We start from the raw sequence: 25,220 nt of genomic DNA on the forward strand, positions 1-25,220 counted from the left end.
GATCTCCTTACAGCACTTCTGGGGCGAGCGAGACGATCTTCATGAACTTCTCAGTACGAAGTTCACGGGTCACTGGCCCAAAGATACGGGTGCCGATCGGCTCTTGCTTGTTGTTCAGCAGAACAGCAGCGTTGCCATCGAAGCGGATGATGGAGCCGTCTGCACGACGAACACCGTGGCGAGTGCGGACTACAACAGCAGTCATCACTTGGCCTTTTTTCACCTTACCGCGTGGAATTGCTTCCTTGACGGTCACTTTGATGATGTCACCGATACCAGCGTAACGACGATGGGAGCCACCCAGCACCTTGATGCACATAACGCGGCGAGCGCCGCTGTTATCGGCCACATCGAGCATGGATTGAGTCTGAATCATATAATTTCTCCGACCCCTAGTCCTTAGACTTCCACAGCGCGTTCGATGATATCAACCAATGCCCAAGACTTGGTCTTGGCTACCGGACGAGTTTCACGAATAGTGACCTTGTCGCCGATATGGCATTGATTGGTTTCGTCGTGCGCGTGCAGCTTAGTCGAACGCTTAACGTATTTACCGTAGATCGGGTGCTTGACGCGACGCTCAATCAGAACGGTGATGGTCTTGTCCATCTTGTCGCTGACAACACGGCCAGTCAGCGTACGGACGGTTTTTTCGGCTTCAGCCATAATTACTTACCTGCCTGCTGGTTGAGCACAGTCTTCACGCGAGCGATGTCACGCTTAACTTGCGAGAGCAGGTGAGACTGCCCCAACTGGCCAGTTGCTTTCTGCATACGCAGATTGAACTGGTCGCGCAGCAGGCCGAGCAGTTGCTCGTTCAGCTGCTGTGCTGATTTTTCACGAAGTTCATTCGCTTTCATCACATCACCGTCCGCTTAACAAAGGAGGTGGCGAGCGGCAGCTTTGCAGCAGCCAGGGCGAAAGCCTCACGCGCCAGCTCTTCAGTAACACCCTCGATTTCATACAGGACTTTGCCTGGCTGAATCTGGGCAACCCAGTACTCGACGTTACCCTTACCTTTACCCATACGAACTTCGAGGGGCTTCTTGGAAATAGGCTTGTCCGGGAATACACGGATCCAGATCTTGCCGCCACGTTTAACGTGACGGGTCAGAGCACGACGCGCTGACTCGATCTGACGAGCGGTGAGACGACCACGAGCGACAGACTTCAGCGCGAACTCGCCGAAGCTGACTTTGCTACCGCGCAATGCCAGACCACGGTTGTGGCCAGTCATTTGCTTGCGGAACTTCGTACGCTTTGGTTGCAACATTTGGCGTACCCCTTACTTAGCAGCTTTTTTACGAGGCGCTGGTGCTTGTGGTTTCAGTTCTTCTTGGCGACCACCAATTACTTCGCCTTTGAAGATCCAAACCTTTACACCGATCACACCGTAGGTGGTGTGAGCTTCGTAGTTGGCATAGTCGATGTCGGCACGCAGGGTGTGCAGTGGCACACGACCTTCGCGATACCATTCAGTACGTGCGATTTCAGCACCGCCGAGACGACCGCTCACTTGGATTTTGATGCCTTTGGCACCAATGCGCATGGCGTTCTGTACAGCGCGCTTCATGGCGCGACGGAACATTACACGACGCTCCAGCTGCTGAGCTACGCTCTGCGCAACCAGCATACCGTCGAGTTCCGGCTTGCGGATCTCTTCGATATTGATGTGCACAGGCACACCCATTTGCTTGGTCAGGTCCTGACGCAGTTTTTCAACATCTTCACCTTTCTTCCCGATAACGATACCTGGACGAGCGGTGTGGATGGTGATGCGTGCTGTCTGAGCCGGACGATGGATATCGATACGGCTTACGGACGCGCTTTTTAGTTTGTCTTGGAGGTACTCACGCACCTGCAGATCTGCCAGCAGGTAGTCTGCGTAAGTGCGACCGTCTGCGTACCAGACGGAGGTGTGCTCCTTGACGATTCCCAGGCGAATGCCAATGGGATGTACTTTCTGACCCATCTCTTCGACTCCGTTACTTGTCAGCGACCTTGACAGTGATATGGCAAGACCGCTTGACGATGCGATCAGCACGGCCTTTGGCACGTGGCATGATGCGCTTCAGCGAACGCCCTTCGTTGACGAAAACGGTGGAGACCTTCAGGTCATCAACGTCTGCGCCTTCGTTATGCTCGGCGTTGGCTACAGCCGACTCCAGCACTTTCTTCAGGATCTCGGCGGCTTTCTTACTGCTGAAAGCCAACAGGTTGAGCGCTTCGCCCACCTTCTTCCCGCGGATCTGGTCGGCGACCAAGCGGGCTTTCTGGGCGGAGATTCGAGCGCCCGACAACTTAGCGGCTACTTCCATCGTTCCTTACCCCTTAACGCTTGGCTTTCTTGTCTGCCACGTGCCCACGATAAGTGCGGGTACCGGCAAACTCGCCCAGTTTATGGCCGACCATGTCTTCGCTCACCAGAACTGGGACATGTTGACGACCGTTATGCACAGCAATGGTCAGACCGACCATTTGTGGCAGGATCATCGAACGGCGCGACCAGGTTTTCACTGGTTTGCGATCGTTCTTTTCCGCCGCCACTTCGATCTTCTTCAGTAGGTGAAGATCAATAAAAGGACCTTTTTTCAGAGAACGTGGCACTGTCGTATCCCTCTATTTACTTGCGACGACGGACGATCATTTTGTCGGTACGCTTATTACCACGAGTCTTCGCGCCCTTAGTCGGGAAGCCCCACGGCGATACCGGATGACGACCACCAGAGGTACGACCTTCACCACCACCATGTGGGTGGTCAACCGGGTTCATGGCAACACCACGAACGGTTGGGCGAACGCCACGCCAGCGCTTGGCACCAGCTTTACCCAGGGAACGCAGGCTGTGCTCGGAGTTCGAGACTTCACCCAGCGTTGCACGGCACTCAGCCAGTACTTTACGCATTTCACCGGAGCGAAGACGCAGAGTAACGTACACACCTTCACGAGCGATCAGCTGTGCAGAAGCACCAGCGGAACGAGCGATCTGGGCGCCTTTACCCGGCTTCAGTTCGATGCCGTGCACGGTGCTACCAACTGGAATGTTGCGCAGCTGAAGAGTGTTGCCCGGCTTGATTGGAGCCAGAGCACCAGAGATCAGCTGGTCGCCAGCACTTACGCCCTTAGGAGCGATGATGTAGCGACGCTCGCCGTCTGCGTACAGCAGCAAAGCGATGTGAGCAGTACGGTTTGGATCGTATTCAATACGCTCGACAGTGGCAGCGATGCCATCTTTGTCGTTGCGACGGAAGTCAACCAAACGATAGTGCTGCTTATGACCACCACCCACGTGACGTGTAGTGATACGGCCATTGTTGTTACGACCACCAGACTTCGATTTTTTCTCGAGCAGCGGTGCGTGAGGAGCGCCTTTATGCAGCTCCTGGTTGACCACCTTGACCACAAAACGGCGGCCAGGGGAAGTCGGTTTGCATTTAACGATTGCCATGATGCACCCCTTCCTTACTCAGCACTGCTGCTGAAATCGAGATCTTGGCCTGGCTGAAGGGAGATAACTGCCTTCTTCCAGTCATTACGCTTGCCCAGACCGCGAGCAGTGCGCTTGCTCTTACCCAGAACATTCAGGGTAGTAACACGCTCTACTTTCACGCTGAACAGGCTTTCGACGGCCTTCTTGATTTCCAGCTTGGTTGCGTCAGTAGCAACCTTGAAAACGAACTGGCCTTTCTTGTCAGCCAGAACCGTGGCCTTCTCGGAAACGTGCGGGCCAAGTAGAACTTTAAATACGCGTTCCTGGTTCATCCCAGCAGCTCCTCGAATTTCTTCACGGCCGACACAGTGATCAACACTTTGTCGTATGCGATCAGACTAACTGGATCGGAACCTTGAACATCACGCACATCGACGTGAGGCAGGTTACGAGCAGCCAGGTACAGATTCTGGTCAACAGCGTCAGACACGATCAGAACATCGGTCAGACCCATGCCATTCAGCTTGCTCAGCAGATCTTTGGTTTTCGGTGCTTCGACAGCGAAGTCCTGAACCACGACCAGACGATCAGTACGGACCAGCTCACCAAGGATGGAGCGCAGAGCAGCGCGATACATCTTCTTGTTGAGTTTCTGGGTGTGATCCTGAGGACGAGCTGCGAAAGTGGTACCGCCGCCACGCCAGATTGGGCTACGGATAGTACCGGCACGAGCGCGGCCAGTACCCTTCTGACGCCATGGGCGCTTACCGCCACCGGAAACGTCGGAACGGGTCTTTTGCTGCTTGCTGCCCTGACGACCGCCAGCCATGTAGGCTACGACTGCCTGGTGCACCAGTGTCTCGTTGAATTCGCCGCCAAATGTCAGTTCGGAAACTTCGATTGCTTGAGCGTCATTTACATTTAATTGCATGTCAGCTTCCCCTTAACCGCGAGCCTTGGCTGCTGGACGTACAACCAGATTGCCGCCAGTAGCGCCAGGAACAGCGCCCTTGACCAACAACAGATTGCGTTCAGCGTCCACGCGCACTACTTCGAGGGACTGCACGGTCACGCGCTCAGCGCCCATATGACCGGACATTTTCTTGCCCTTGAATACACGACCAGGAGTCTGGCACTGGCCGATAGAGCCTGGGACGCGGTGGGATACGGAGTTACCGTGGGTGTTATCTTGACCACGGAAATTCCAGCGCTTGATCGTACCCTGGAAACCTTTACCTTTGGACTGACCGGTTACGTCAACCAGTTGGCCAGCAGCGAAGATTTCAGCGTTGATCAGATCGCCAGCCTTGTACTCGCCTTCTTCAAGACGGAATTCAAGAACAGTGCGACCGGCAGCTACGTTCGCCTTGGCGAAGTGGCCAGCCTGAGCAGCTGTAACACGCGAAGCACGACGCTCGCCGACAGTGACTTGCACTGCACGATAGCCATCGGTTTCTTCGGTTTTGAACTGAGTGACGCGATTCGGCTCGATCTCAATGACCGTGACCGGAATGGAGACACCTTCTTCGGTGAAAATACGGGTCATACCGCATTTACGACCGACTACACCAATAGTCATGTTGTAAACCTCATGAGTGTACGGGGCTTTCACCCGCTATGGCCGCCCATTTCAGAGCGTTACACGACCAAGACCCAAGTCTTAGCCGAGGCTGATCTGCACTTCCACACCGGCCGCAAGATCAAGCTTCATAAGAGCATCAACGGTTTTATCCGTTGGCTGGACGATGTCCAGAACGCGCTTATGAGTGCGGATCTCGTACTGGTCGCGCGCGTCTTTGTTGACGTGCGGGGAAACCAGAACGGTGAACCGCTCTTTACGGGTCGGCAGTGGAATTGGACCACGCACCTGAGCACCAGTACGTTTCGCGGTTTCCACGATTTCCTGGGTTGATTGGTCGATCAGGCGATGGTCAAAAGCCTTCAACCTGATACGGATTTGCTGATTTTGCATTGGATTTCAGACTCCAGATTGCTGTTCCCACCGAGCGCAATACGCCCGTTAAAAGGAGGCGCAATTCTATAGACGAGCTAACAGAGTGTCAACCCAATAAAAAAGCCCCCGCAAGCGGGGGCTTTTTCTTGAATCAACGCTTAAGCGATGATTTTGGCTACGACGCCGGCGCCGACGGTACGACCGCCTTCACGGATAGCGAAACGCAGACCATCTTCCATTGCGATTGGCTTGATCAGGGTAACGGAAACTTTCACGTTATCGCCTGGCATTACCATCTCAACGCCTTCCGGCAGTTCGCAGCTACCAGTTACGTCGGTAGTACGGAAGTAGAACTGTGGACGGTAGCCTTTGAAGAACGGAGTGTGACGACCGCCTTCTTCTTTGCTCAGAACGTAGATTTCAGCTTCGAACTGAGTGTGCGGCTTGACGGTGCCTGGCTTGACCAGAACCTGGCCACGCTCAACGTCGTCACGCTTGGTGCCACGCAGCAGAACGCCGCAGTTCTCACCAGCACGGCCTTCGTCCAGCAGCTTGCGGAACATCTCAACGCCAGTGCAAGTAGTTTTGGTAGTGTCACGCAGACCTACGATTTCTACTTCTTCCTGGATCTTGATGATGCCGCGCTCAACACGACCAGTTACAACAGTACCGCGACCGGAGATCGAGAATACGTCTTCGATTGGCATCAGGAACGGCTTGTCGATAGCACGCTCTGGCTCTGGGATGTAAGTATCCAGAGTTTCAACCAGCTTACGAACAGCGGTAGTACCCAGCTCGTTGTCGTCCTGGCCGTTCAGAGCCATCAGAGCGGAACCAATGATGATCGGAGTGTCGTCGCCTGGGAAATCGTAGGTGCTCAGCAGATCGCGAACTTCCATCTCGACCAGTTCCAGCAGCTCAGCGTCGTCAACCATGTCAGCCTTGTTCAGGAAGACAACGATGTACGGAACGCCAACCTGACGGGACAGCAGGATGTGCTCACGAGTTTGTGGCATAGGACCATCAGCAGCCGAGCAAACCAGGATCGCGCCGTCCATCTGGGCAGCACCGGTGATCATGTTTTTTACGTAGTCGGCGTGACCTGGGCAGTCAACGTGCGCGTAGTGACGAACGTTCGAGTCGTACTCTACGTGAGCAGTGTTGATGGTGATACCACGAGCTTTCTCTTCTGGAGCGCTGTCGATCTTGTCGAAGTCAACACGAGCAGAACCGAAAACTTCGGAGCAAACGCGAGTCAGAGCAGCGGTCAGAGTGGTTTTACCGTGGTCAACGTGACCGATGGTGCCAACGTTGACGTGCGGTTTGTTACGTTCAAATTTTTCTTTAGCCACGACAGTGAACTCCTAGCCTAAAGGGGCTGAATCAGCCTTGTTTTTTAACGATAGCTTCGACGACATTCGACGGAGCTTCGGAGTATTTGGAGAATTCCATAGAGTAGCTCGCGCGACCCTGAGACATGGAGCGGACGTCGGTCGCATAACCGAACATCTCACCCAACGGAACTTCGGCGCGGATAACCTTGCCGGAAACCGTATCTTCCATACCCTGGATCAGACCACGACGACGGTTCAGGTCTCCCATCACGTCACCCATGTAGTCCTCAGGTGTTACAACTTCAACCTTCATGATCGGCTCAAGAACAACACCGCCACCTTTGGTAGCCAGTTGCTTGGTCGCCATGGAGGCCGCCACCTTGAACGCCATCTCGTTGGAGTCGACGTCGTGGTAAGAACCATCGAAAACGGTAGCCTTCAGGCCGATCAGCGGATAGCCGGCAACAACACCGTTCTTCATCTGCTCTTCGATGCCCTTCTGGATAGCAGGGATGTATTCCTTAGGAACAACACCACCAACCACTTCGTTCAAGAATTGCAGACCTTCCTGACCTTCGTCAGCAGGAGCAAAACGGATCCAGCAATGGCCAAACTGACCACGACCGCCGGACTGGCGAACGAACTTGCCTTCGATCTCACAAGCCTTCGTGATCTTCTCACGATAGGAAACTTGTGGTTTACCGATGTTGGCTTCGACATTGAACTCACGGCGCATCCGGTCAACCAGGATGTCCAGGTGCAATTCGCCCATGCCAGAGATGATCGTTTGACCAGTCTCTTCATCAGTCTTGACGCGGAAAGACGGGTCTTCCTGAGCAAGCTTGCCCAGAGCGATACCCATTTTTTCCTGGTCATCCTTGGTTTTTGGCTCAACGGCAACCGAAATAACCGGCTCCGGGAAGTCCATGCGAACCAGGATGATTGGCTTGTCAGCGGAGCAGAGGGTATCACCGGTGGTGACGTCCTTCATGCCGATCAGGGCCGCGATGTCACCAGCGCGAACTTCCTTGATCTCTTCACGAGTGTTTGCGTGCATTTGCACCATACGACCCACGCGCTCTTTCTTGCCTTTTACCGAGTTGATCACGCCGTCGCCGGAGCTCAACACGCCCGAGTAAACACGAGCAAAGGTCAAGGTACCCACGAATGGGTCGGTAGCGATCTTGAACGCCAGAGCCGAGAAAGGCTCGTTGTCGTCTGCATGACGCTCCATTTCAACAGTCTCGTCATCCGGGTCGGAACCCTTGATGGCAGGAATGTCGACCGGCGCTGGCAGGTAGTCGATAACGGCGTCGAGAACCAGGGGAACACCCTTGTTCTTGAAGGAAGAACCGCAAACAGCAAGAACGATTTCGCCAGCGATTGTGCGCTGACGCAGTGCGCCCTTGATTTCCTCGATGGAAAGTTCTTCACCTTCGAGGTACTTGTTCATCAGCTCTTCGCTGGCTTCGGCAGCAGCCTCAACCATGTTGCTGCGCCACTCTTCAGCCAATTCCTGCAGTTCAGCAGGGATCGCTTCGCGACGAGCAGCCATACCCTTGTCAGCATCATCCCAGTAAACAGCTTCCATGGTCATCAGATCGATCTGACCCTGGAAATTGTCTTCTGCACCGATAGCCAACTGGATTGGCACTGGAGTGTGACCCAGACGCTGCTTGATCTGACCGATCACGCGCAGGAAGTTCGCACCGGCACGGTCCATCTTGTTTACATAAACAAGACGCGGAACGCCGTATTTGTTGGCCTGACGCCATACGGTTTCCGACTGAGGCTCAACGCCCGAAGTACCGCAGAAAACCACGACAGCACCGTCGAGAACACGCAGCGAACGCTCTACTTCAATAGTGAAGTCAACGTGGCCGGGGGTATCGATGATGTTGAAGCGATACTTGTCGAATTGCTTGGCAGAACCAGCCCAGAAGGCTGTGGTTGCAGCGGAAGTAATGGTAATACCCCGCTCCTGCTCTTGAACCATCCAGTCCATGGTCGCGGCGCCATCATGCACCTCGCCCATCTTGTGGTTTACGCCAGTGTAAAAAAGGACGCGCTCGGTGGTTGTGGTTTTGCCAGCATCCACGTGAGCAACGATACCGATGTTACGGTAGCGGTTAATCGGAGTAGTACGAGCCATAAAGCCCTCGCAAAATTAGTGACGCCGGAATTAGAAGCGGTAGTGCGAGAAAGCTTTGTTAGCTTCAGCCATACGGTGCACGTCTTCACGCTTCTTAACTGCAGCACCTTTACCTTCGGCGGCGTCCAACAGTTCGCCAGCCAAACGCAGAGCCATAGACTTTTCGCCACGCTTGCGCGCGAAGTCTACCAGCCAGCGCATTGCCAATGCATTACGACGGGACGGACGAACTTCAACCGGAACCTGGTAAGTAGCACCGCCTACACGGCGCGACTTCACTTCGACCAGCGGAGCGATGGCGTCGAGAGCTTTCTCGAAGATTTCCAGGGGGTCGCTGTTCTTGCGTTCTTTAACCTTGTCCAGCGCGCCATAAACGATACGCTCGGCAACGGCTTTCTTGCCGCTTTCCATCACGTGGTTCATGAACTTGGCCAGGATTTGGCTTCCGTATTTTGGATCGTCAAGCACTTCGCGCTTGGCTGCTACGCGTCTTCTTGGCATGGATAAGCCCTCAAACGGTCTTCAGGTTAGCTCGGAACCACCATCCCCGGAGGAATGCGTCCGACCTTACTCTTATCGACTCAGAAAAATAGAAATCTGCAAACTCAATCAGAAGCCGAATACTACTTAGGCTTCTTGGTACCGTATTTCGAGCGACCCTGGTTACGACCTTTGACGCCGGAAGTATCCAAAGAACCACGAACGGTGTGATAACGAACACCTGGCAAGTCTTTTACACGACCGCCACGGATCAGTACCACGCTGTGTTCTTGCAGGTTGTGACCTTCACCACCGATGTACGAGGAAACCTCGAAACCGTTGGTCAGGCGCACACGGCAGACTTTACGCAATGCCGAGTTAGGTTTTTTCGGCGTGGTGGTATACACACGAGTGCACACACCGCGACGTTGCGGGCAGTTCTGCAGCGCAGGCACGTCGGATTTCTCGACGATACGCTTACGCGGCTGACGTACCAGCTGGTTGATAGTTGCCATCTACTAGCTCCACTGTTGTCTTGCGACGCTATTGTCTTACAAGAAAGCAAATGACAGGGCGTAAGCCCCGCCAAATTTAGGGGTACAAGAGTCTAAAGAGGATCCTGCCCCCAGTCAAGACAAAGCCCCGACCTCTTCATCCGGCGAGCACAGCACGATGCTGTAGTCGCTGGATGAAAAATGCCGAGGCTTTACTCTTAATTACCGCTGGAGTTCAACGCTTCAGTCAGAGCGGCTTCTACTTCGCTCGCGCTGACACGCAACGGCTTGTCGATATCGCGGCGACGCTTACGCTCGCTGTGATATGCCAGACCGGTACCAGCCGGGATCAGACGACCCACAACAACGTTTTCCTTCAGGCCGCGCAGGTAGTCACGCTTGCCGGTCACAGCCGCTTCGGTCAGTACGCGGGTTGTCTCCTGGAAGGAGGCCGCGGAGATGAACGACTCGGTGGACAGGGAAGCCTTGGTGATACCCAGCAATACACGAGTGAACTTGGAGACAAACTTGTCTTCCGTGCTCAGACGCTCGTTCTCTACGAGAACGTGAGTCAGCTCCATCTGGTCGCCCTTGATGAAACTGGAATCGCCAGACTCGGCAATCTCAACTTTACGCAGCATCTGACGCAGGATGGTCTCGATGTGCTTGTCGTTGATCTTCACGCCTTGCAGACGATAAACGTCCTGGATCTCGTTGACGATGTACTTGGCGAGAGCGCTGACACCCAACAGACGCAGGATGTCGTGCGGATCGCTAGGACCGTCGGAAATAACTTCACCACGGTTGACCTGCTCACCTTCGAACACGTTCAGGTGACGCCATTTCGGGATCAGCTCTTCGTACGGATCGCTACCGTCGTTCGGAGTGATGACCAGACGACGCTTGCCTTTGGTCTCTTTACCGAACGCGATGGTGCCGCTGACTTCAGCAAGAATCGACGCCTCTTTCGGACGACGGGCTTCGAACAGGTCGGCAACACGCGGCAGACCACCGGTGATGTCACGGGTTTTCGAAGTTTCTTGCGGAATACGAGCGATAACATCACCGATCGCGATCTGCGCACCGTCCGCCACACCGACGAGGGCGTTGGCAGGCAGGAAGTACTGGGCCGGTACGTCAGTACCTGGCAGCAGCAGATCCTTGCCATCCAGACCAACCATCTTCACGGCAGGACGAATGTCTTTACCGGAAGCTGGACGATCCTTGACATCAAGCACTTCGATGTTGGTCATACCGGTCAATTCGTCTGTCTGACGCTTGATCGTGATGCCTTCTTCCATGCCTACGTAGGTCACGGTACCTTTCATTTCGGTAACGATCGGGTGGGTGTGCGGATCCCACTTGGCCACGATCGAACCAGCGTCGACCTTGTCGCCTTCCTTCACCGAAATCACTGCACCGTAAGGCAGCTTGTAACGCTCACGCTCACGACCGAAGTCATCAGCGATGGCCAGCTCACCGGAACGCGACACGGCGACCAGGTGACCATCCACACGCTCAACGTGCTTCAGGTTGTGCAGACGGACAGTACCGCCGTTCTTGACCTGGACGCTGTCGGCAGCCGAAGTACGGCTTGCAGCACCACCGATGTGGAACGTACGCATTGTCAGCTGGGTACCCGGCTCACCGATCGACTGGGCAGCGATTACGCCGACAGCCTCACCGATGTTGACCAGATGACCACGAGCCAGATCACGACCGTAGCACTTGGCGCAGATGCCATAGCGGGTTTCACAGCTGATCGGCGAACGAACAACCACTTCGTCGATGCTGTTCAGCTCGATGAACTCGACCCACTTCTCGTCTACCAGCGTGCCGGCAGGCACGATGACGTCTTCGGTACCCGGCTTGAATACGTCACGGGCGATGACTCGACCCAGAACGCGCTCACCCAGAGGCTCTACAACGTCACCGCCTTCAATGTGCGGAGTCATCAGCAGGCCATGCTCGGTACCGCAATCGACTTCGGTAACGACCAGATCCTGGGCAACGTCCACCAGACGACGGGTCAGGTAACCGGAGTTCGCAGTTTTCAATGCGGTATCCGCAAGACCTTTACGAGCACCGTGAGTCGAGATGAAGTACTGGAGTACGCTCAGACCTTCACGGAAGTTCGCAGTGATCGGCGTCTCGATGATGGAGCCGTCAGGCTTGGCCATCAGACCACGCATACCGGCCAGCTGACGAATCTGTGCAGCGGAACCCCGTGCACCGGAGTCAGCCATCATGTACATCGAGTTGAACGATTCCTGGTCAACGGTCTCACCGTGACGGTCGACAACCTTCTCTTTCGAGAGGTTCGACATCATCGCCTTGGAGACTTCGTCGTTGGCCTTGGACCAGAGGTCGATCACCTTGTTGTACTTCTCGCCCTGAGTTACCAGGCCCGAGGCGTACTGACTTTCGATCTCTTTAACTTCTTCGGTAGCAGCATCGATGATGCGGGCTTTTTCATCAGGGATAACGAAGTCGTTAACACCGATCGATACACCCGAAATGGTCGAATAGGCAAAACCGGTATACATCAGCTGGTCAGCGAAAATAACGGTCTCTTTCAGACCAACCACGCGGTAGCACTGGTTGATCAGCTTGGAGATCGCCTTTTTCTTCATCGGCTGGTTGACGACGTCATAGGACAGGCCGGCCGGAACCACCTGGAACAGCAGCGCACGGCCGACAGTGGTGTCGACGATACGGGTGTTCTTGACGCTGCCACCATCACGATCATTGATCGTTTCGTGGATACGAACCTTGACCTTGGCATGCAGAGCCGCTTCGCCGGCGCGGAATACGCGGTCGACTTCCTGCAGATCCGCAAACACACGACCTTCGCCCTTGGCGTTGATCGCTTCACGAGTCATGTAGTACAGACCCAGTACAACGTCCTGCGACGGAACGATGATCGGCTCACCGTTCGCAGGCGAAAGGATGTTGTTGGTCGACATCATCAACGCACGCGCTTCGAGCTGGGCTTCCAGCGTCAGCGGTACGTGAACGGCCATCTGGTCACCGTCGAAGTCGGCGTTGTATGCCGCACAGACCAGAGGGTGAAGCTGGATCGCCTTACCTTCGATCAGAACCGGTTCGAACGCCTGGATGCCCAGACGGTGAAGGGTCGGTGCACGGTTGAGCAGGACCGGGTGTTCGCGAATCACTTCGGCAAGAACGTCCCAGACCTCTGGCAGCTCGCGCTCGACCATTTTCTTGGCAGCTTTGATGGTCGTGGCCAGACCACGCATTTCCAGCTTGCCGAAAATGAACGGTTTGAACAGCTCGAGAGCCATTTTCTTTGGCAGACCGCACTGGTGCAGACGCAGGGTCGGACCAACGGTAATTACCGAACGACCGGAGTAGTCAACACGCTTACCGAGCAGGTTCTGACGGAAACGACCTTGCTTACCCTTGATCATGTCGGCCAGGGATTTCAGAGGGCGCTTGTTGGAACCGGTGATGGCGCGGCCACGACGACCGTTGTCGAGCAGAGCATCGACAGCTTCCTGCAACATGCGCTTTTCGTTGCGCACGATGATGTCTGGAGCAGACAGATCCAGCAGGCGCTTCAAACGGTTGTTACGGTTGATCACTCGACGATACAGATCGTTGAGGTCGGAAGTCGCGAAGCGACCGCCATCCAGCGGAACCAGAGGACGCAGATCTGGCGGCAGAACCGGCAGAACGGTCAGGACCATCCACTCAGGCAGGTTGCCCGAGCCCTGGAAGGCTTCCATCAGTTTCAGACGCTTGGACAGCTTCTTGATCTTGGTTTCGGAGTTGGTTTGCGGAATTTCTTCACGCAGACGGCCAATCTCGTGCTCCAGGTCGATAGCGTGCAGCAGTTCACGGACCGCCTCGGCACCCATGCGGGCATCGAAGTCGTCACCGAACTCTTCCAGCGCTTCGAAATACTGCTCGTCGTTCAGCAGCTGACCTTTTTCAAGAGTGGTCATGCCTGGATCGATAACGACATAGCTCTCGAAATAGAGAACGCGCTCGATATCACGCAGGGTCATGTCCATCAGCAGGCCGATACGGGACGGCAGGGACTTCAGGAACCAGATGTGGGCAACAGGCGAAGCCAGCTCGATGTGAGCCATGCGCTCACGACGAACTTTAGCCAGTGCAACTTCAACGCCGCACTTCTCGCAGATCACACCACGATGCTTCAGGCGCTTGTACTTACCGCACAGGCACTCGTAATCCTTGACCGGGCCAAAGATCTTGGCGCAGAACAGGCCGTCACGCTCAGGCTTGAACGTACGGTAGTTGATGGTTTCCGGCTTTTTAACTTCACCGAACGACCACGAACGGATCATCTCAGGCGACGCCAACCCGATACGGATCGCGTCGAATTCTTCGACTTGACCCTGGTTTTTCAGCAAATTCAGTAGGTCTTTCAAGGCCTTTCCTCCTGGCGGAGCAAGGAGCAGGCAATACCGCCCTGCCCCCGATCGCGTCACGTGTTATTCGGTTTCCAGATCGATATCGATACCGAGCGAACGGATTTCTTTGATCAACACGTTGAAGGACTCGGGCATGCCCGGCTCCATACGGTGATCGCCGTCCACGATGTTCTTGTACATCTTGGTCCGACCGTTCACATCGTCCGACTTCACTGTGAGCATTTCTTGCAGAGTGTACGCCGCGCCGTATGCTTCCAGCGCCCAGACCTCCATCTCCCCGAAACGCTGACCACCGAACTGCGCCTTACCACCCAGCGGCTGCTGGGTAACCAGGCTGTAAGAACCAGTGGAACGCGCGTGCATCTTGTCGTCCACCAAGTGGTTCAGCTTCAGCATGTACATGTAGCCAACAGTTACAGCGCGCTCAAACTTGTTGCCGGTACGACCGTCAAACAGTTGCATCTGGCCGCTTTCCGGCATGTCTGCCAGCTTGAGCATTGCCTTGATTTCACGCTCTTTGGCACCGTCGAAGACCGGAGTAGCCATCGGCACGCCATTGCGCAGGTTCTGCGCGAGATCTTGAACTTCCTTGTCGGACAGATCGTCCAGGCTTTCCTGACGACCACCGATTTCGTTGTAGATCTCGTTGAGGAACTTGCGCAGTTCGGCAACTTTACGCTGTTCTTCGATCATGCGGTTGATCTTCTCGCCCAACCCCTTGGCCGCGAGGCCCAGGTGAGTTTCGAGAATCTGACCAACGTTCATACGCGAAGGTACGCCCAGCGGGTTGAGTACGATATCCACCGGTGTGCCGTTGGCATCGTGTGGCATGTCTTCAACCGGCATGATCACGGAGACCACACCTTTGTTACCGTGGCGACCGGCCATCTTGTCGCCCGGCTGGATGCGACGACGGATTGCCAGGTAGACCTTGACGATTTTCAGAACGCCCGGAGCAAGGTCATCACCCTGCTGCAGCTTGCGCTTCTTGTCTTCGAACTTGTCATCGAGCAGGCGACGACGATCAACGATGTAAGCCTGGGCCTTTTCGAGCTGCTCGTTCAGAGCATCTTCAGCCATGCGCAGTTTGAACCACTGACCATGCTCAAGACCGTCCAGAACCTCATCGGTGATTTCCTGGCCTTTCTTCAGACCAGCACCGCCTTCAACTACGCGACCAACCAGAGCTGCACGCAGACGCTCGAAAGTAGCGCCTTCGACGATACGGAACTCTTCGTTCAGATCCTTGCGGATCTCGTCGAGTTGCGACTTCTCGATGGACAGTGCGCGAGCATCACGCTCTACACCATCACGGGTGAAGACCTGAACGTCGATGACCGTACCTTTGGTACCGGTAGGTACACGCAGGGAAGTGTCTTTAACGTCACTGGCTTTCTCACCGAAGATGGCGCGCAGTAGTTTTTCTTCCGGAGTCAGCTGGGTTTCACCTTTAGGGGTGACCTTGCCGACCAGGATGTCGCCAGCGCCGACCTCGGCACCGACATAAACGATACCGGCTTCGTCCAGCTTGTTCAGAGCAGCTTCACCCACGTTCGGGATGTCAGCCGTGATTTCCTCTGGGCCAAGCTTGGTGTCACGAGCAACGCAAGTCAGTTCCTGGATATGGATCGTGGTGAAACGATCTTCCTGAACCACGCGCTCCGACAGGCAGATGGAGTCTTCGAAGTTGAAACCGTTCCAGGCCATGAACGCTATGCGCATGTTCTGGCCCAGAGCCAGTTCACCCATGTCGGTGGACGGGCCGTCAGCCATGATGTCGCTGCGCTGAACGCGATCACCCTTGCTCACCAGCGGACGCTGGTTGATGCAGGTGTTCTGGTTCGAACGGGTGTACTTGGTCAGGTTGTAGATATCTACACCCGCCTCGCCCGTTTCAACTTCGTCATCGGCAACGCGCACAACGATACGGCTTGCATCGACCGAGTCGATCACACCACCGCGACGGGCCACGACGCAGACGCCGGAGTCACGGGCAACGTTGCGCTCCATGCCGGTACCGACCAGCGGCTTGTCGGCACGCAGGGTTGGTACAGCCTGACGCTGCATGTTCGAACCCATCAATGCACGGTTGGCGTCGTCGTGCTCGAGGAACGGAATCAGGGAAGCTGCGACCGAAACTACCTGTTTGGGCGAAACGTCCATCAGGGTTACGTCGGCAGGCGCCTTGACGGTAAATTCGTTCAGGTGACGAACGGCTACCAGCTCGTCGATCAGCTCGTGCTTGTCGTTCATTGCGGCCGAAGCCTGTGCAATGACGTGGTCCGCTTCTTCGATTGCCGAAAGGAATACGATTTCGTCGGTGACCAGACCTTCCTTCACAACACGATACGGGCTCTCGAGGAAGCCGTACTGGTTGGTGCGGGCATAGGCCGCCAGGGAGTTGATCAGACCGATGTTCGGACCTTCCGGCGTTTCGATCGGGCATACACGACCGTAGTGAGTCGGGTGTACGTCACGGACTTCAAAGCCGGCGCGCTCACGAGTCAGACCACCTGGGCCGAGTGCAGAAACACGACGCTTGTGGGTAATCTCGGACAGCGGGTTGTTCTGGTCCATGAACTGGGACAGCTGGCTGGAACCGAAGAACTCCTTGACTGCCGCAGCGACAGGCTTGGCGTTGATCAGGTCCTGAGGCATCAGGCCTTCGCTTTCTGCCATGGACAGACGTTCTTTTACAGCACGCTCTACGCGGACCAGACCGACACGGAACTGGTTCTCGGCCATTTCGCCAACGCAACGAACACGACGGTTACCCAGGTGATCGATGTCATCGACAATGCCTTTACCGTTACGGATATCGACGAGAGTCTTCAGAACGGCAACGATGTCTTCCTTGCACAGAACGCCCGAACCTTCGATCTCGGTGCGACCGATACGACGGTTGAACTTCATGCGGCCTACAGCAGACAGGTCATAGCGCTCTGGGCTGAAGAACAGGTTGTTGAACAGTGTTTCAGCAGCATCTTTGGTTGGCGGCTCACCAGGACGCATCATGCGATAGATTTCGACCAGGGCTTCCAGCTGGTTGCCGGTGGAGTCGATCTTCAATGTGTCGGAGATGAACGGACCGCAATCGATGTCGTTGGTGTACAGCGTCTCGATGCGAACGACCTGAGCCTTGGCGATTTTTGCCAGGATTTCGGTGTTCAGCTCGGTGTTGCACTCAGCGATGATTTCACCAGTCGCCGGATGCACGATGACCTTGGCGGTAGTGCGGCCCAGGACGTAGTCCAGCGGCACTTCCAGCTCTTTGATACCGGCTTTTTCCAGCTGATTGATGTGACGAGCGGTGATACGGCGACCTTGCTCGACAATAACCTTGCCGTTGCCATCCTGGATGTCGAGGACAGCAATTTCACCACGCAGGCGCTGAGGAACCAGCTCCAGGCTCAGGCTTTCACCGCGAACATGGAAAACGTTGGTGGTGTAGAACGCTTCAAGCACTTGCTCGGTCGTGTAACCAAGAGCGCGCAGCAATACGGAAGCTGGCAGCTTGCGACGACGGTCGATCCGGACGAATACGCAGTCTTTCGGATCGAATTCGAAGTCCAGCCACGAACCACGGTAAGGAATGATGCGAGCGGAATACAGCAGCTTGCCGGAGCTGTGCGTCTTGCCACGATCGTGGTCGAAGAATACGCCTGGCGAACGGTGAAGCTGGGACACGATTACACGCTCGGTACCGTTGATAACGAAGGTACCGTTTTCAGTCATCAGGGGGATTTCACCCATGTAGACTTCTTGCTCTTTGATGTCCTTGATCGCTTTGTTCGACGACTCTTTGTCGAAAATGATCAGACGGACCTTGACTCGCAGAGGTACAGCGTAAGTCACACCGCGCAGCACGCACTCTTTGACATCAAATGCCGGTTCGCCCAAGCGATAACCTACATACTCCAGCGCAGCATTGCCGGAGTAGCTGATGATCGGGAAAACGGATTTGAAGGCTGCATGCAGACCGACGTCGCGGAACTGATCTTTGGTCGCTCCCGCCTGCAGGAATTCGCGATACGAATCCAGCTGGATGGCCAGTAGATACGGCACATCCATTACGTCCGGCAACTTGCTAAAGTCCTTGCGGATACGTTTTTTCTCAGTATATGAGTAAGCCATCAGCGTTCCCCAGCTTGGTCACCTGCTTGTTTGGCTCCCTCCCGACGGAAGCAGCCAGAAAATCGTGCAAACCCCTTGGTCTGCGCCACCATCTTGGTGGTTTTTGCACGTTATGGACGCTGGCAAAGCCAATCGTCTGTAACGGAAAAAGGCCGGTGGCAAAAGCCACCAGCCATCAGCCTTTCGCTTAACGCGTGGGCTGGACGTTCAAAATCGATGCTTATTTCAGCTCGACTTTGGCGCCTGCTTCTTCCAGAGCAGCTTTGGCTTTGTCAGCAGCGTCTTTAGCTACTGCTTCCAGAACCATTGCTGGAGCGCCGTCAACGACTGCCTTGGCTTCTTTCAGGCCCAGACCGGTCAGTTCACGAACTGCTTTAATAACGTTAACTTTCTTGTCGCCAGCTTCGGTCAGCATGACGTTGAATTCGGTTTGCTCTTCAACAACAGCAGCAGCAACAGCTGGACCAGCCGAAGCAGCAGCAGCGCTTACGCCGAATTTTTCTTCGAAAGCCTTGATCAGCTCAACGACTTGCAGAACGGACATCTCGGCTACTGCGTTGAGGATATCGTCTTGAGAGATAGACATGAATCTAATTCCTGAATTGGGGGACGGCCTACGCGACCATCGAAATAAACAAAAATACGCGAGAAAAGACGCTCAGCCTTAGGCTGCAGCAGCTTCTTTCTGCTCGCGAACAGCCGCCAGAGTACGAGCCAATTTGCTGGTAGCGCCTTGAATCACGCTCATCAGCTGGGAAATTGCTTCGTCACGGGTCGGCAAGGTTGCCAGCACGTCGATCTGATTAGCTGCGAGGAACTTGCCCTCGAACGCAGCTGCCTTGATCTCGAACTTGTCCTGACCTTTCGCAAACTCTTTGAACAAACGCGCAGCAGCGCCTGGATGCTCGTTGGAGAAGGCGATCAAGGTCGGGCCGGTGAACGCGTCGTTGAGGACACTGTATTCAGTACCTTCAACAGCGCGCTTGAGCAGGGTGTTACGTACTACACGCACGTATACGCCAGCTTCACGAGCCTCTTTACGGAGTCCGGTCATTGCGCCTACTGTAACGCCACGGGCATCAGCCACGACAGCGGACAGAGCGACTTTGGCAGCCTCGTTGACTTCAGCGACGATGGCCTTCTTGTCTTCGAGTTTAATTGCCACGGGTTTAACTCCTGCTTGTTACCGTTTCATCTGGCCTGAGCCTGATGTCGTTTTGGTGTCTGATTCGGTAAGGAACCGGGAGCACCATCTGCGTAGGCTTGTGGTTTAAGACTTGCGTCGCCTACGGTCTTGGATAGCCCCCGCCAGGCAGGGACCCCAATCTTTAGTAACACAAAACTGTGTTACGTCTGCCTTACGCGTCCAGGGAGCTCTGGTCGATGACCAGGCCTGGGCCCATGGTGGTGCTCAGGGTAACGCGCTTGACATAAATGCCTTTCGAAGAAGCAGGCTTGATACGCTTGAGATCAGCGATCAGAGCTTCGACGTTTTCCTTCAGCTTGACTGCGTCGAAACCGACCTTGCCAACGGAAGTGTGGATGATGCCGTTTTTGTCGGTGCGATAACGAACCTGACCAGCCTTCGCGTTCTTGACGGCGCTAGCGACGTCAGGAGTAACGGTACCGACTTTCGGGTTAGGCATCAGGCCACGTGGACCCAGAACCTGACCCAACTGACCAACAACACGCATTGCATCAGGGGAAGCAATGACTACGTCGTAGTTCAGGTCGCCGGCTTTCATTTCGGCAGCCAGATCGTCCATGCCAACGCGATCAGCACCGGCAGCCAGAGCAGCTTCAGCAGCCGGGCCTTGGGTGAAGACAGCAACACGTACGGTTTTACCGGTACCGTGCGGCAGAACGGTTGCGCTACGAACAACCTGGTCGGATTTACGAGGGTCAACGCCCAGGTTAACAGCAACGTCTACGGACTCGCTGAACTTGACGGTAGACAGCTCGGTCAGCAGAGCAGCAGCGTCTACGAAGTTGTAAGCCTTGCCAGCTTCAAGCTTGCTGGCGATTGCCTTTTGACGCTTGGTCAACTTAGCCATTACACACCCTCCACGTTAAGGCCCATGCTACGAGCGGAACCGGCGATAGTACGCACGGCCGCTTCCAGGTCTGCAGCTGTCAGATCAGCGCTTTTTGCTTTAGCGATATCTTCCAGCTGAGCACGAGTCACGGTGCCAACTTTAACGGTGTTCGGGCGAGCCGAGCCGCTGGTCAAGCCTGCAGCTTTCTTCAGCAGAACAGAGGCAGGGGTACTTTTGGTTTCAAAAGTGAAGCTACGGTCGCTGTATACAGTGATGATCACTGGAGTCGGCAAGCCTGGCTCAAGACCCTGAGTACGGGCGTTGAATGCTTTACAGAATTCCATGATGTTAACACCGTGCTGACCCAGAGCAGGACCAACTGGCGGGCTAGGGTTAGCCTGAGCGGCTTTCACTTGCAGCTTGATGTATGCGGTTATCTTCTTGGCCATGAGGCACTCCAATTACGGGTTCAAACGCCCTTCATTCAGGGCTCCCCGGCTACTTACACGTATATCCCAGTGACGAAAAAACCCCACAGCCTTAGGCTGCGGGGTATGGGATTCCAGCTCAGTTATGCCTTTTCGACCTGACTGAACTCCAGTTCTACCGGAGTAGAACGTCCGAAAATGAGCACCGCCACTTGGATACGGCTCTTTTCGTAGTTAACTTCTTCGACCGTGCCATTAAAATCAGCGAACGGACCATCGGTGACACGAACAACTTCACCTGGCTCGAACAGCGTTTTTGGCTTCGGCTTATCGCTACCATCAGCAACGCGACGCAGAATGGCTTCTGCTTCCTTGTCGGTGATTGGAGCTGGCTTATCAGCAGTACCGCCGATGAAGCCCATGACGCGAGGAGTATCCTTGACCAAGTGCCAAGTACCCTCATTCATTTCCATCTGGACCAGGACATAACCAGGGAAGAATTTACGCTCGCTTTTGCGCTTCTGGCCATTACGCATCTCAACCACTTCTTCAGTGGGAACCAGAATTTCGCCGAAGCCATCTTCCATGCCTGCCAGCTTCACACGCTCGATCAACGAGCGCATTACATGCTTCTCGTAACCCGAGTAAGCATGCACTACGTACCAACGCTTAGCCACGGGACACCCTTAGCCAACTATCAAGGAAACAAGCCAGCCGAGCAGGGAATCAAGCCCCCACAACAGCAACGCCATGACCAGAACGACAGCCACCACAATCAGAGTGGTCTGCGTGGTCTCTTGGCGAGTAGGCCATACGACTTTACGGATCTCTGCGCGCGCTTCCTTTGCCAAAACAAAGAATGCCTTGCCCTTACCGGTTTGAAGTGCAACAAACGCGGCAACAGCAGCAATCACAAGAAGCACGAGAACACGATACAGAATCGGAGCGGACGAGTAATACTGATTACCGACAACACCAACCACAACCAAAGCGACTACCAAGAGCCATTTCAGCGAGTCAAAGCGAGAGTCCGATGCTTCAGCCTTGGGATTCATCTACGGAGATCCTGTGAAAAGAAAGCCAGATTACATCTAGGGAATCTGGCAGGTCAGGAGGGAATCGAACCCCCAACCTACGGTTTTGGAGACCGTCGCTCTGCCAATTGAGCTACTGACCTAAAAGCAAAATCAGGCCGACCATTATGCGGACCCGACAAGAGTTTTTCAACACTTCATTCAGAAACCATCAACAAGTGCTGCCGACAGACACTGAAAGCTTTAAGCACAACACTTCAAGAGTGAAGCCACTTAAAACAAAGGCAGATATTTGCATATCTGCCTTTGAACAATGGAGCTCTTGAGCGGATTTGAACCGCTGACCTCACCCTTACCAAGGGTGTGCTCTACCAACTGAGCTACAAGAGCGAAACACTTTGCAAGAACCACAAACATGGAGCGGGTAGCGGGAATCGAACCCGCATCATCAGCTTGGAAGGCTGAGGTTCTACCACTAAACTATACCCGCGCAATTTGCAGATCGCGCTAAATATGGTGGAGGGGGAAGGATTCGAACCTTCGAAGTCGTAGACGTCAGATTTACAGTCTGATCCCTTTGGCCGCTCGGGAACCCCTCCTAAGCGAGGCAGCATTCTCAATGCTTACTGCCCTTCTGTCAACCTTTTTCTCATTAAAAACCTGAGGTTACATGCGTTGACTACTGCTGCTTCACTTGCGAGGTTTACACCTCACTGCGAAGCGGGCGCCATTCTATGCAAACTAATCCGCAGTTGCAATGCCTTCACAAGACATTATTTTGTTTTTTAATTGCGGAAAATCCTGGAGCAACTGACTGACCACTCCATCACCGACCAGGCGACGACTTTCAGGCGAGACTTTGAGCCAGTAGCCAGTCACACCACCCGACGGCAAGACCTGAAACTGCGACTGTATATCCAGGCTATTCAGACGCTGCTCGACAGCACGCGCCTCTTCCTGGCGTGGGAAGCCTCCCAGATACAGACAATTGCTTTCCTCGCGAGAGGCATGCCCCATATCGGACTCACTGAGCAGCCGGATGTCCTGCTGGGGAGCGCGGTACAACGACAGAGGCAGGACTTCCTTGGCACGCAAGGGAGCTTCTTGCTGGTGCCATATGTAATAGAAGGCATTGAGCATCAACAGCAAAAGGAATAGCCAACGCATAAAAACCTCAGCGCAACGGACAGGCCAGAGCCAGACCGACGAAAACCAGGTCAGGCACCACTCGAACATCGGTAAGCACATCCTCGACCAGCCCCGCATCGCCGCCGGTTACGAAGACACAAAAATCATCCCCCCAGTAATTGCGGGCCAGATCGAGTTGCGTCAGGGCAAAGCCTCGCAACATCAGGGAGCAACCGCGCTCCACCGCCTCAGAGGTTGCACGACCAGGAACAAAGCTGACCAGCGCACGCTCGGCCGCCGCATCATCGTATCGGATACGCCGTGTGTGGGTACGCAACTGGTTACGCATCAACGGCATACCTGGGCATATGAAGCCGCCCAGGTGCCGACCATTTGCATCCACGAAATCAGAGGTCACAGCCGTCCCCAGATCAATGACCAGGCACGCCCTTCGGGCTATGTGATAAGCCCCCACAAAGGCAAGCCAGCGGTCGAGCCCAAGGCGCTCATAGTCGTCGTATCCATTCTCGACCCCCGCCAGCTCTCTTGCAGGCGTCGCACAGACAGGATGAATCGAGAACGCCTGAACAAGGGCAGCTACAAGCTTCTCGGTTTCCTCGGCGCTACGGACACTCACCAGGCGGCAGGCACTCAACTTCAATCCTGGAAGGTGCTGCAGATGCTCCAGCAGCGCACCATCGGAATCAACGACGCCACCTGCAAACCGGGCCACACCTCCTACATCAATGACACGCCACTTGATGAAGCTATTCCCGCAGTCGAGTTCAAGTATCATCACGCAACCTCAGGCTGAGCTCACCACCACTAAAGCTTTTTTCCACGCCTCCTACATCGAGGCGCAACGCACCAAGCACATCAACTCCCAAGACAATACCCTCGACCACCTCGGCACCCGAGAGCAGCGTAACAGCAGATCCTTGCCACAAGTGCCCTTGCTCCCACTCGGCCTGAAACGCTGCAAACCCCTTTTCACGGTGCAGGGCGAGCAACGTATCGAGCTTTTGACTTAAACGAACAGCCAGATTATTGCGATCAGAAAGAGCGCCAGTTTCCAGGCGCAGAGATGTCCAGGACTGATCTACATCGGCAGAAGCCTGCATATTGACATTGATCCCTACCCCTATCACCACATGACACACATCTGCAGGGTCGCCAATCAACTCAAGCAGAATGCCGGCAATCTTGCGCCTGCCAACAAGGACATCATTAGGCCATTTCAGCCCTACCCCCTTGACCCCGGACTCACGCAGAACCTGCATGACCGCAAGGCCGACCAGCAGGCTGAGCCCTTCAAGCTGACGCATTCCGCCATCTACGCGCAACGCCAGGCTGTAATACAGGTTTTCACCAAAGGGGCTCACCCACTTGCGACCACGACGCCCTCTTCCAGCCGTCTGGCTTTCTGCCAGGACGAGCATAGGCATAGCTGCGCCCTGATTGATCTGACGCACCGCTTCGGCATTTGTAGAGTCGACAGAGTCCGCAACACGCACAGCCCAGCCCGCAGGAAACCCCATTTGCGATATGGACGATGCAGAAAGAAGAGAAACCGGACTGGCGAGCCGATAGCCACGACCACGCACCTTATGAACCTCAACGCCCAATTCAGCCTCAAGCTGTTGAAGCCGCTTCCAGACGGCGCTTCGGCTGACGCCGAGCACATCACCCAAAACCTGCCCGGAGTGAAACTCGCCATCGGCCAGAAGCCTTAACAAGGTCATCATGTAAATATCGCCTAGCAATGAGGCACGCATAATAGCCACGCGAGCCCGGGATGCATAGAAACGAAAAAGTGTTTTTCGACCATAAAGACAAAACCCCTACCTGCGTGTGCAGATAGGGGTTTCGGAATTGAATCTTGACGATGACCTACTCTCACATGGGGAAACCCCACACTACCATCGGCGATGCATCGTTTCACTGCTGAGTTCGGGATGGGATCAGGTGGTTCCAATGCTCTATGGTCGTCAAGAAATTCGGTAGCCGGTCCGTGAGGGTCTCACGTGCCAGCGAATGGGCATGTAATAGGCGTTGCTTCGTTCATTTGTGGGTGGCGCAAACTTTCGGTGTATCGTCTTCACTCACCACAACCTGCGCTTGCAGATTGCTTGGGTGTTATATGGTCAAGCCTCACGGGCAATTAGTATGGGTTAGCTCAACGCCTCACAGCGCTT

General features: G+C 54.9%; 27 protein-coding genes, 4 tRNA genes and 1 rRNA gene. All 32 read right to left on the minus strand.

Going from position 1 to position 25,220, the window contains the following annotated elements; translation table 11 throughout:
- Positions 1 to 7: 7 nt before the first annotated feature.
- The 32 genes from rplN to rrf all read right to left on the minus strand — a co-directional run bounded on the left by rplN (position 8) and on the right by rrf (position 25,018).
- Positions 8 to 376, minus strand: a complete 369-nt coding sequence (rplN, locus tag JSY17_RS13910) for a 50S ribosomal protein L14 (protein WP_002555479.1) — start codon at positions 374 to 376, stop codon at positions 8 to 10.
- A 23-nt stretch (positions 377 to 399) separates the two neighbouring features.
- A complete protein-coding gene (rpsQ, locus tag JSY17_RS13915; RefSeq protein WP_117163584.1) occupies positions 400 to 666 on the minus strand; it encodes a 30S ribosomal protein S17 in 267 nt (88 codons plus the stop codon).
- A gap of 2 nt (positions 667 to 668) precedes the next feature.
- Positions 669 to 860: a 50S ribosomal protein L29 gene (rpmC, locus tag JSY17_RS13920; protein WP_002555481.1), complete on the minus strand. Its 192-nt coding sequence runs from the start codon at positions 858 to 860 to the stop codon at positions 669 to 671.
- Entirely contained in the window at positions 860 to 1,273 is a 414-nt protein-coding gene (rplP, locus tag JSY17_RS13925) for a 50S ribosomal protein L16 (RefSeq protein ID WP_025262050.1), read from the minus strand. The genes rpmC and rplP overlap by 1 nt, the downstream gene beginning before the upstream one ends.
- Before the next feature lie 12 nt (positions 1,274 to 1,285).
- The gene (gene rpsC / locus JSY17_RS13930) at positions 1,286 to 1,972 is read right to left on the minus strand and encodes a 30S ribosomal protein S3 (protein WP_025262051.1); all 687 of its coding nucleotides are present in this window, start codon (positions 1,970 to 1,972) and stop codon (positions 1,286 to 1,288) included.
- 13 nt (positions 1,973 to 1,985) lie between these two features.
- Complete coding sequence (rplV, locus tag JSY17_RS13935; RefSeq protein ID WP_002555485.1) at positions 1,986 to 2,318, minus strand: 50S ribosomal protein L22; 333 nt, start codon at positions 2,316 to 2,318, stop codon at positions 1,986 to 1,988.
- Positions 2,319 to 2,331: 13 nt separating this feature from the next.
- Positions 2,332 to 2,607 (minus strand): 30S ribosomal protein S19, encoded by a 276-nt coding sequence (gene rpsS / locus JSY17_RS13940; protein WP_004883670.1) that lies wholly within the window; start codon positions 2,605 to 2,607, stop codon positions 2,332 to 2,334.
- A gap of 16 nt (positions 2,608 to 2,623) precedes the next feature.
- Positions 2,624 to 3,448 carry a 50S ribosomal protein L2 gene (gene rplB, locus JSY17_RS13945; protein WP_117163585.1) on the minus strand — a complete coding sequence of 275 codons (825 nt, stop codon included), beginning with the start codon at positions 3,446 to 3,448 and terminating at the stop codon, positions 2,624 to 2,626.
- A gap of 14 nt (positions 3,449 to 3,462) precedes the next feature.
- Positions 3,463 to 3,762: a 50S ribosomal protein L23 gene (gene rplW / locus JSY17_RS13950; RefSeq protein WP_002555488.1), complete on the minus strand. Its 300-nt coding sequence runs from the start codon at positions 3,760 to 3,762 to the stop codon at positions 3,463 to 3,465.
- Positions 3,759 to 4,361 carry a 50S ribosomal protein L4 gene (rplD, locus tag JSY17_RS13955; RefSeq protein WP_117163586.1) on the minus strand — a complete coding sequence of 201 codons (603 nt, stop codon included), beginning with the start codon at positions 4,359 to 4,361 and terminating at the stop codon, positions 3,759 to 3,761. The genes rplW and rplD overlap by 4 nt, the downstream gene beginning before the upstream one ends.
- A gap of 12 nt (positions 4,362 to 4,373) precedes the next feature.
- A complete protein-coding gene (gene rplC, locus JSY17_RS13960) occupies positions 4,374 to 5,009 on the minus strand; it encodes a 50S ribosomal protein L3 (protein WP_025262053.1) in 636 nt (211 codons plus the stop codon).
- An 81-nt stretch (positions 5,010 to 5,090) separates the two neighbouring features.
- On the minus strand, positions 5,091 to 5,402 hold the full coding sequence (gene rpsJ / locus JSY17_RS13965) for a 30S ribosomal protein S10 (RefSeq protein WP_003186070.1): 312 nt from the start codon (positions 5,400 to 5,402) through the stop codon (positions 5,091 to 5,093).
- Between the two features lie 140 nt (positions 5,403 to 5,542).
- Positions 5,543 to 6,736, minus strand: coding sequence for an elongation factor Tu (gene tuf, locus JSY17_RS13970; RefSeq protein WP_117163587.1), 1,194 nt, complete (start codon positions 6,734 to 6,736; stop codon positions 5,543 to 5,545).
- 31 nt (positions 6,737 to 6,767) lie between these two features.
- A complete protein-coding gene (fusA, locus tag JSY17_RS13975; protein WP_117163588.1) occupies positions 6,768 to 8,870 on the minus strand; it encodes an elongation factor G in 2,103 nt (700 codons plus the stop codon).
- Between the two features lie 30 nt (positions 8,871 to 8,900).
- Positions 8,901 to 9,371 carry a 30S ribosomal protein S7 gene (gene rpsG, locus JSY17_RS13980; RefSeq protein ID WP_010490886.1) on the minus strand — a complete coding sequence of 157 codons (471 nt, stop codon included), beginning with the start codon at positions 9,369 to 9,371 and terminating at the stop codon, positions 8,901 to 8,903.
- Between the two features lie 122 nt (positions 9,372 to 9,493).
- Positions 9,494 to 9,865: a 30S ribosomal protein S12 gene (gene rpsL, locus JSY17_RS13985; protein ID WP_002555494.1), complete on the minus strand. Its 372-nt coding sequence runs from the start codon at positions 9,863 to 9,865 to the stop codon at positions 9,494 to 9,496.
- 197 nt (positions 9,866 to 10,062) lie between these two features.
- On the minus strand, positions 10,063 to 14,262 hold the full coding sequence (gene rpoC / locus JSY17_RS13990; RefSeq protein WP_117181939.1) for a DNA-directed RNA polymerase subunit beta': 4,200 nt from the start codon (positions 14,260 to 14,262) through the stop codon (positions 10,063 to 10,065).
- A 63-nt stretch (positions 14,263 to 14,325) separates the two neighbouring features.
- Positions 14,326 to 18,399 carry a DNA-directed RNA polymerase subunit beta gene (gene rpoB, locus JSY17_RS13995; RefSeq protein ID WP_117181938.1) on the minus strand — a complete coding sequence of 1,358 codons (4,074 nt, stop codon included), beginning with the start codon at positions 18,397 to 18,399 and terminating at the stop codon, positions 14,326 to 14,328.
- Between the two features lie 220 nt (positions 18,400 to 18,619).
- The gene (rplL, locus tag JSY17_RS14000) at positions 18,620 to 18,985 is read right to left on the minus strand and encodes a 50S ribosomal protein L7/L12 (protein WP_117163591.1); all 366 of its coding nucleotides are present in this window, start codon (positions 18,983 to 18,985) and stop codon (positions 18,620 to 18,622) included.
- A 78-nt stretch (positions 18,986 to 19,063) separates the two neighbouring features.
- Positions 19,064 to 19,564, minus strand: a complete 501-nt coding sequence (gene rplJ, locus JSY17_RS14005; RefSeq protein ID WP_117163592.1) for a 50S ribosomal protein L10 — start codon at positions 19,562 to 19,564, stop codon at positions 19,064 to 19,066.
- Between the two features lie 193 nt (positions 19,565 to 19,757).
- Positions 19,758 to 20,453 (minus strand): 50S ribosomal protein L1, encoded by a 696-nt coding sequence (rplA, locus tag JSY17_RS14010; protein WP_117163593.1) that lies wholly within the window; start codon positions 20,451 to 20,453, stop codon positions 19,758 to 19,760.
- Positions 20,453 to 20,884: a 50S ribosomal protein L11 gene (gene rplK, locus JSY17_RS14015; RefSeq protein WP_025262061.1), complete on the minus strand. Its 432-nt coding sequence runs from the start codon at positions 20,882 to 20,884 to the stop codon at positions 20,453 to 20,455. Before rplK ends, rplA begins: the two co-directional genes overlap by 1 nt.
- Positions 20,885 to 21,006: 122 nt before the next feature.
- The gene (nusG, locus tag JSY17_RS14020; protein ID WP_025262062.1) at positions 21,007 to 21,540 is read right to left on the minus strand and encodes a transcription termination/antitermination protein NusG; all 534 of its coding nucleotides are present in this window, start codon (positions 21,538 to 21,540) and stop codon (positions 21,007 to 21,009) included.
- A gap of 9 nt (positions 21,541 to 21,549) precedes the next feature.
- Positions 21,550 to 21,918: a preprotein translocase subunit SecE gene (secE, locus tag JSY17_RS14025; RefSeq protein WP_025262063.1), complete on the minus strand. Its 369-nt coding sequence runs from the start codon at positions 21,916 to 21,918 to the stop codon at positions 21,550 to 21,552.
- 46 nt (positions 21,919 to 21,964) lie between these two features.
- Positions 21,965 to 22,040 (minus strand) — tRNA-Trp (locus tag JSY17_RS14030).
- Between the two features lie 171 nt (positions 22,041 to 22,211).
- Positions 22,212 to 22,287 (minus strand) — tRNA-Thr (locus JSY17_RS14035).
- A 26-nt stretch (positions 22,288 to 22,313) separates the two neighbouring features.
- Positions 22,314 to 22,387, minus strand: a tRNA-Gly gene (locus tag JSY17_RS14040).
- A gap of 24 nt (positions 22,388 to 22,411) precedes the next feature.
- A tRNA-Tyr gene (locus tag JSY17_RS14045) sits at positions 22,412 to 22,496 on the minus strand.
- A gap of 142 nt (positions 22,497 to 22,638) precedes the next feature.
- On the minus strand, positions 22,639 to 23,064 hold the full coding sequence (locus JSY17_RS14050; RefSeq protein ID WP_117181937.1) for a hypothetical protein: 426 nt from the start codon (positions 23,062 to 23,064) through the stop codon (positions 22,639 to 22,641).
- Between the two features lie 7 nt (positions 23,065 to 23,071).
- On the minus strand, positions 23,072 to 23,821 hold the full coding sequence (locus tag JSY17_RS14055; protein WP_122372196.1) for a pantothenate kinase: 750 nt from the start codon (positions 23,819 to 23,821) through the stop codon (positions 23,072 to 23,074).
- Positions 23,811 to 24,770 carry a bifunctional biotin--[acetyl-CoA-carboxylase] ligase/biotin operon repressor BirA gene (birA, locus tag JSY17_RS14060; protein ID WP_206401972.1) on the minus strand — a complete coding sequence of 320 codons (960 nt, stop codon included), beginning with the start codon at positions 24,768 to 24,770 and terminating at the stop codon, positions 23,811 to 23,813. The genes JSY17_RS14055 and birA overlap by 11 nt, the downstream gene beginning before the upstream one ends.
- Before the next feature lie 132 nt (positions 24,771 to 24,902).
- Positions 24,903 to 25,018, minus strand: a 5S ribosomal RNA gene (gene rrf / locus JSY17_RS14065).
- Positions 25,019 to 25,220: the final 202 nt, after the last annotated feature.

Origin of the sequence: Pseudomonas capsici (assembly GCF_017165765.1) — a bacterium.
In the GTDB taxonomy this organism is placed as follows: domain Bacteria; phylum Pseudomonadota; class Gammaproteobacteria; order Pseudomonadales; family Pseudomonadaceae; genus Aquipseudomonas; species Aquipseudomonas capsici.

Excerpts from the sequence above, each read along its gene's own strand:
- fusA (WP_117163588.1), bottom strand. The coding sequence starts at position 8,870 with ATGGCTCGTACTACTCCGATTAACCGCTACCGTAACATCGGTATCGTT.
- rplD (WP_117163586.1), bottom strand. The coding sequence starts at position 4,361 with ATGCAATTAAATGTAAATGACGCTCAAGCAATCGAAGTTTCCGAACTG.
- rplP (WP_025262050.1), bottom strand. The coding sequence starts at position 1,273 with ATGTTGCAACCAAAGCGTACGAAGTTCCGCAAGCAAATGACTGGCCAC.
- rplW (WP_002555488.1), bottom strand. The coding sequence starts at position 3,762 with ATGAACCAGGAACGCGTATTTAAAGTTCTACTTGGCCCGCACGTTTCC.
- rpsJ (WP_003186070.1), bottom strand. The coding sequence starts at position 5,402 with ATGCAAAATCAGCAAATCCGTATCAGGTTGAAGGCTTTTGACCATCGC.
- rplC (WP_025262053.1), bottom strand. The coding sequence starts at position 5,009 with ATGACTATTGGTGTAGTCGGTCGTAAATGCGGTATGACCCGTATTTTC.
- rplA (WP_117163593.1), bottom strand. The coding sequence starts at position 20,453 with ATGGCTAAGTTGACCAAGCGTCAAAAGGCAATCGCCAGCAAGCTTGAA.
- rplB (WP_117163585.1), bottom strand. The coding sequence starts at position 3,448 with ATGGCAATCGTTAAATGCAAACCGACTTCCCCTGGCCGCCGTTTTGTG.
- rplN (WP_002555479.1), bottom strand. The coding sequence starts at position 376 with ATGATTCAGACTCAATCCATGCTCGATGTGGCCGATAACAGCGGCGCT.
- rpsL (WP_002555494.1), bottom strand. The coding sequence starts at position 9,865 with ATGGCAACTATCAACCAGCTGGTACGTCAGCCGCGTAAGCGTATCGTC.
- rpsC (WP_025262051.1), bottom strand. The coding sequence starts at position 1,972 with ATGGGTCAGAAAGTACATCCCATTGGCATTCGCCTGGGAATCGTCAAG.
- rplK (WP_025262061.1), bottom strand. The coding sequence starts at position 20,884 with ATGGCCAAGAAGATAACCGCATACATCAAGCTGCAAGTGAAAGCCGCT.
- rpmC (WP_002555481.1), bottom strand. The coding sequence starts at position 860 with ATGAAAGCGAATGAACTTCGTGAAAAATCAGCACAGCAGCTGAACGAG.
- JSY17_RS14055 (WP_122372196.1), bottom strand. The coding sequence starts at position 23,821 with ATGATACTTGAACTCGACTGCGGGAATAGCTTCATCAAGTGGCGTGTC.
- secE (WP_025262063.1), bottom strand. The coding sequence starts at position 21,918 with ATGAATCCCAAGGCTGAAGCATCGGACTCTCGCTTTGACTCGCTGAAA.
- rpsG (WP_010490886.1), bottom strand. The coding sequence starts at position 9,371 with ATGCCAAGAAGACGCGTAGCAGCCAAGCGCGAAGTGCTTGACGATCCA.
- rpsQ (WP_117163584.1), bottom strand. The coding sequence starts at position 666 with ATGGCTGAAGCCGAAAAAACCGTCCGTACGCTGACTGGCCGTGTTGTC.
- rplL (WP_117163591.1), bottom strand. The coding sequence starts at position 18,985 with ATGTCTATCTCTCAAGACGATATCCTCAACGCAGTAGCCGAGATGTCC.
- JSY17_RS14050 (WP_117181937.1), bottom strand. The coding sequence starts at position 23,064 with ATGCGTTGGCTATTCCTTTTGCTGTTGATGCTCAATGCCTTCTATTAC.
- rplV (WP_002555485.1), bottom strand. The coding sequence starts at position 2,318 with ATGGAAGTAGCCGCTAAGTTGTCGGGCGCTCGAATCTCCGCCCAGAAA.
- rpoB (WP_117181938.1), bottom strand. The coding sequence starts at position 18,399 with ATGGCTTACTCATATACTGAGAAAAAACGTATCCGCAAGGACTTTAGC.
- birA (WP_206401972.1), bottom strand. The coding sequence starts at position 24,770 with ATGATGACCTTGTTAAGGCTTCTGGCCGATGGCGAGTTTCACTCCGGG.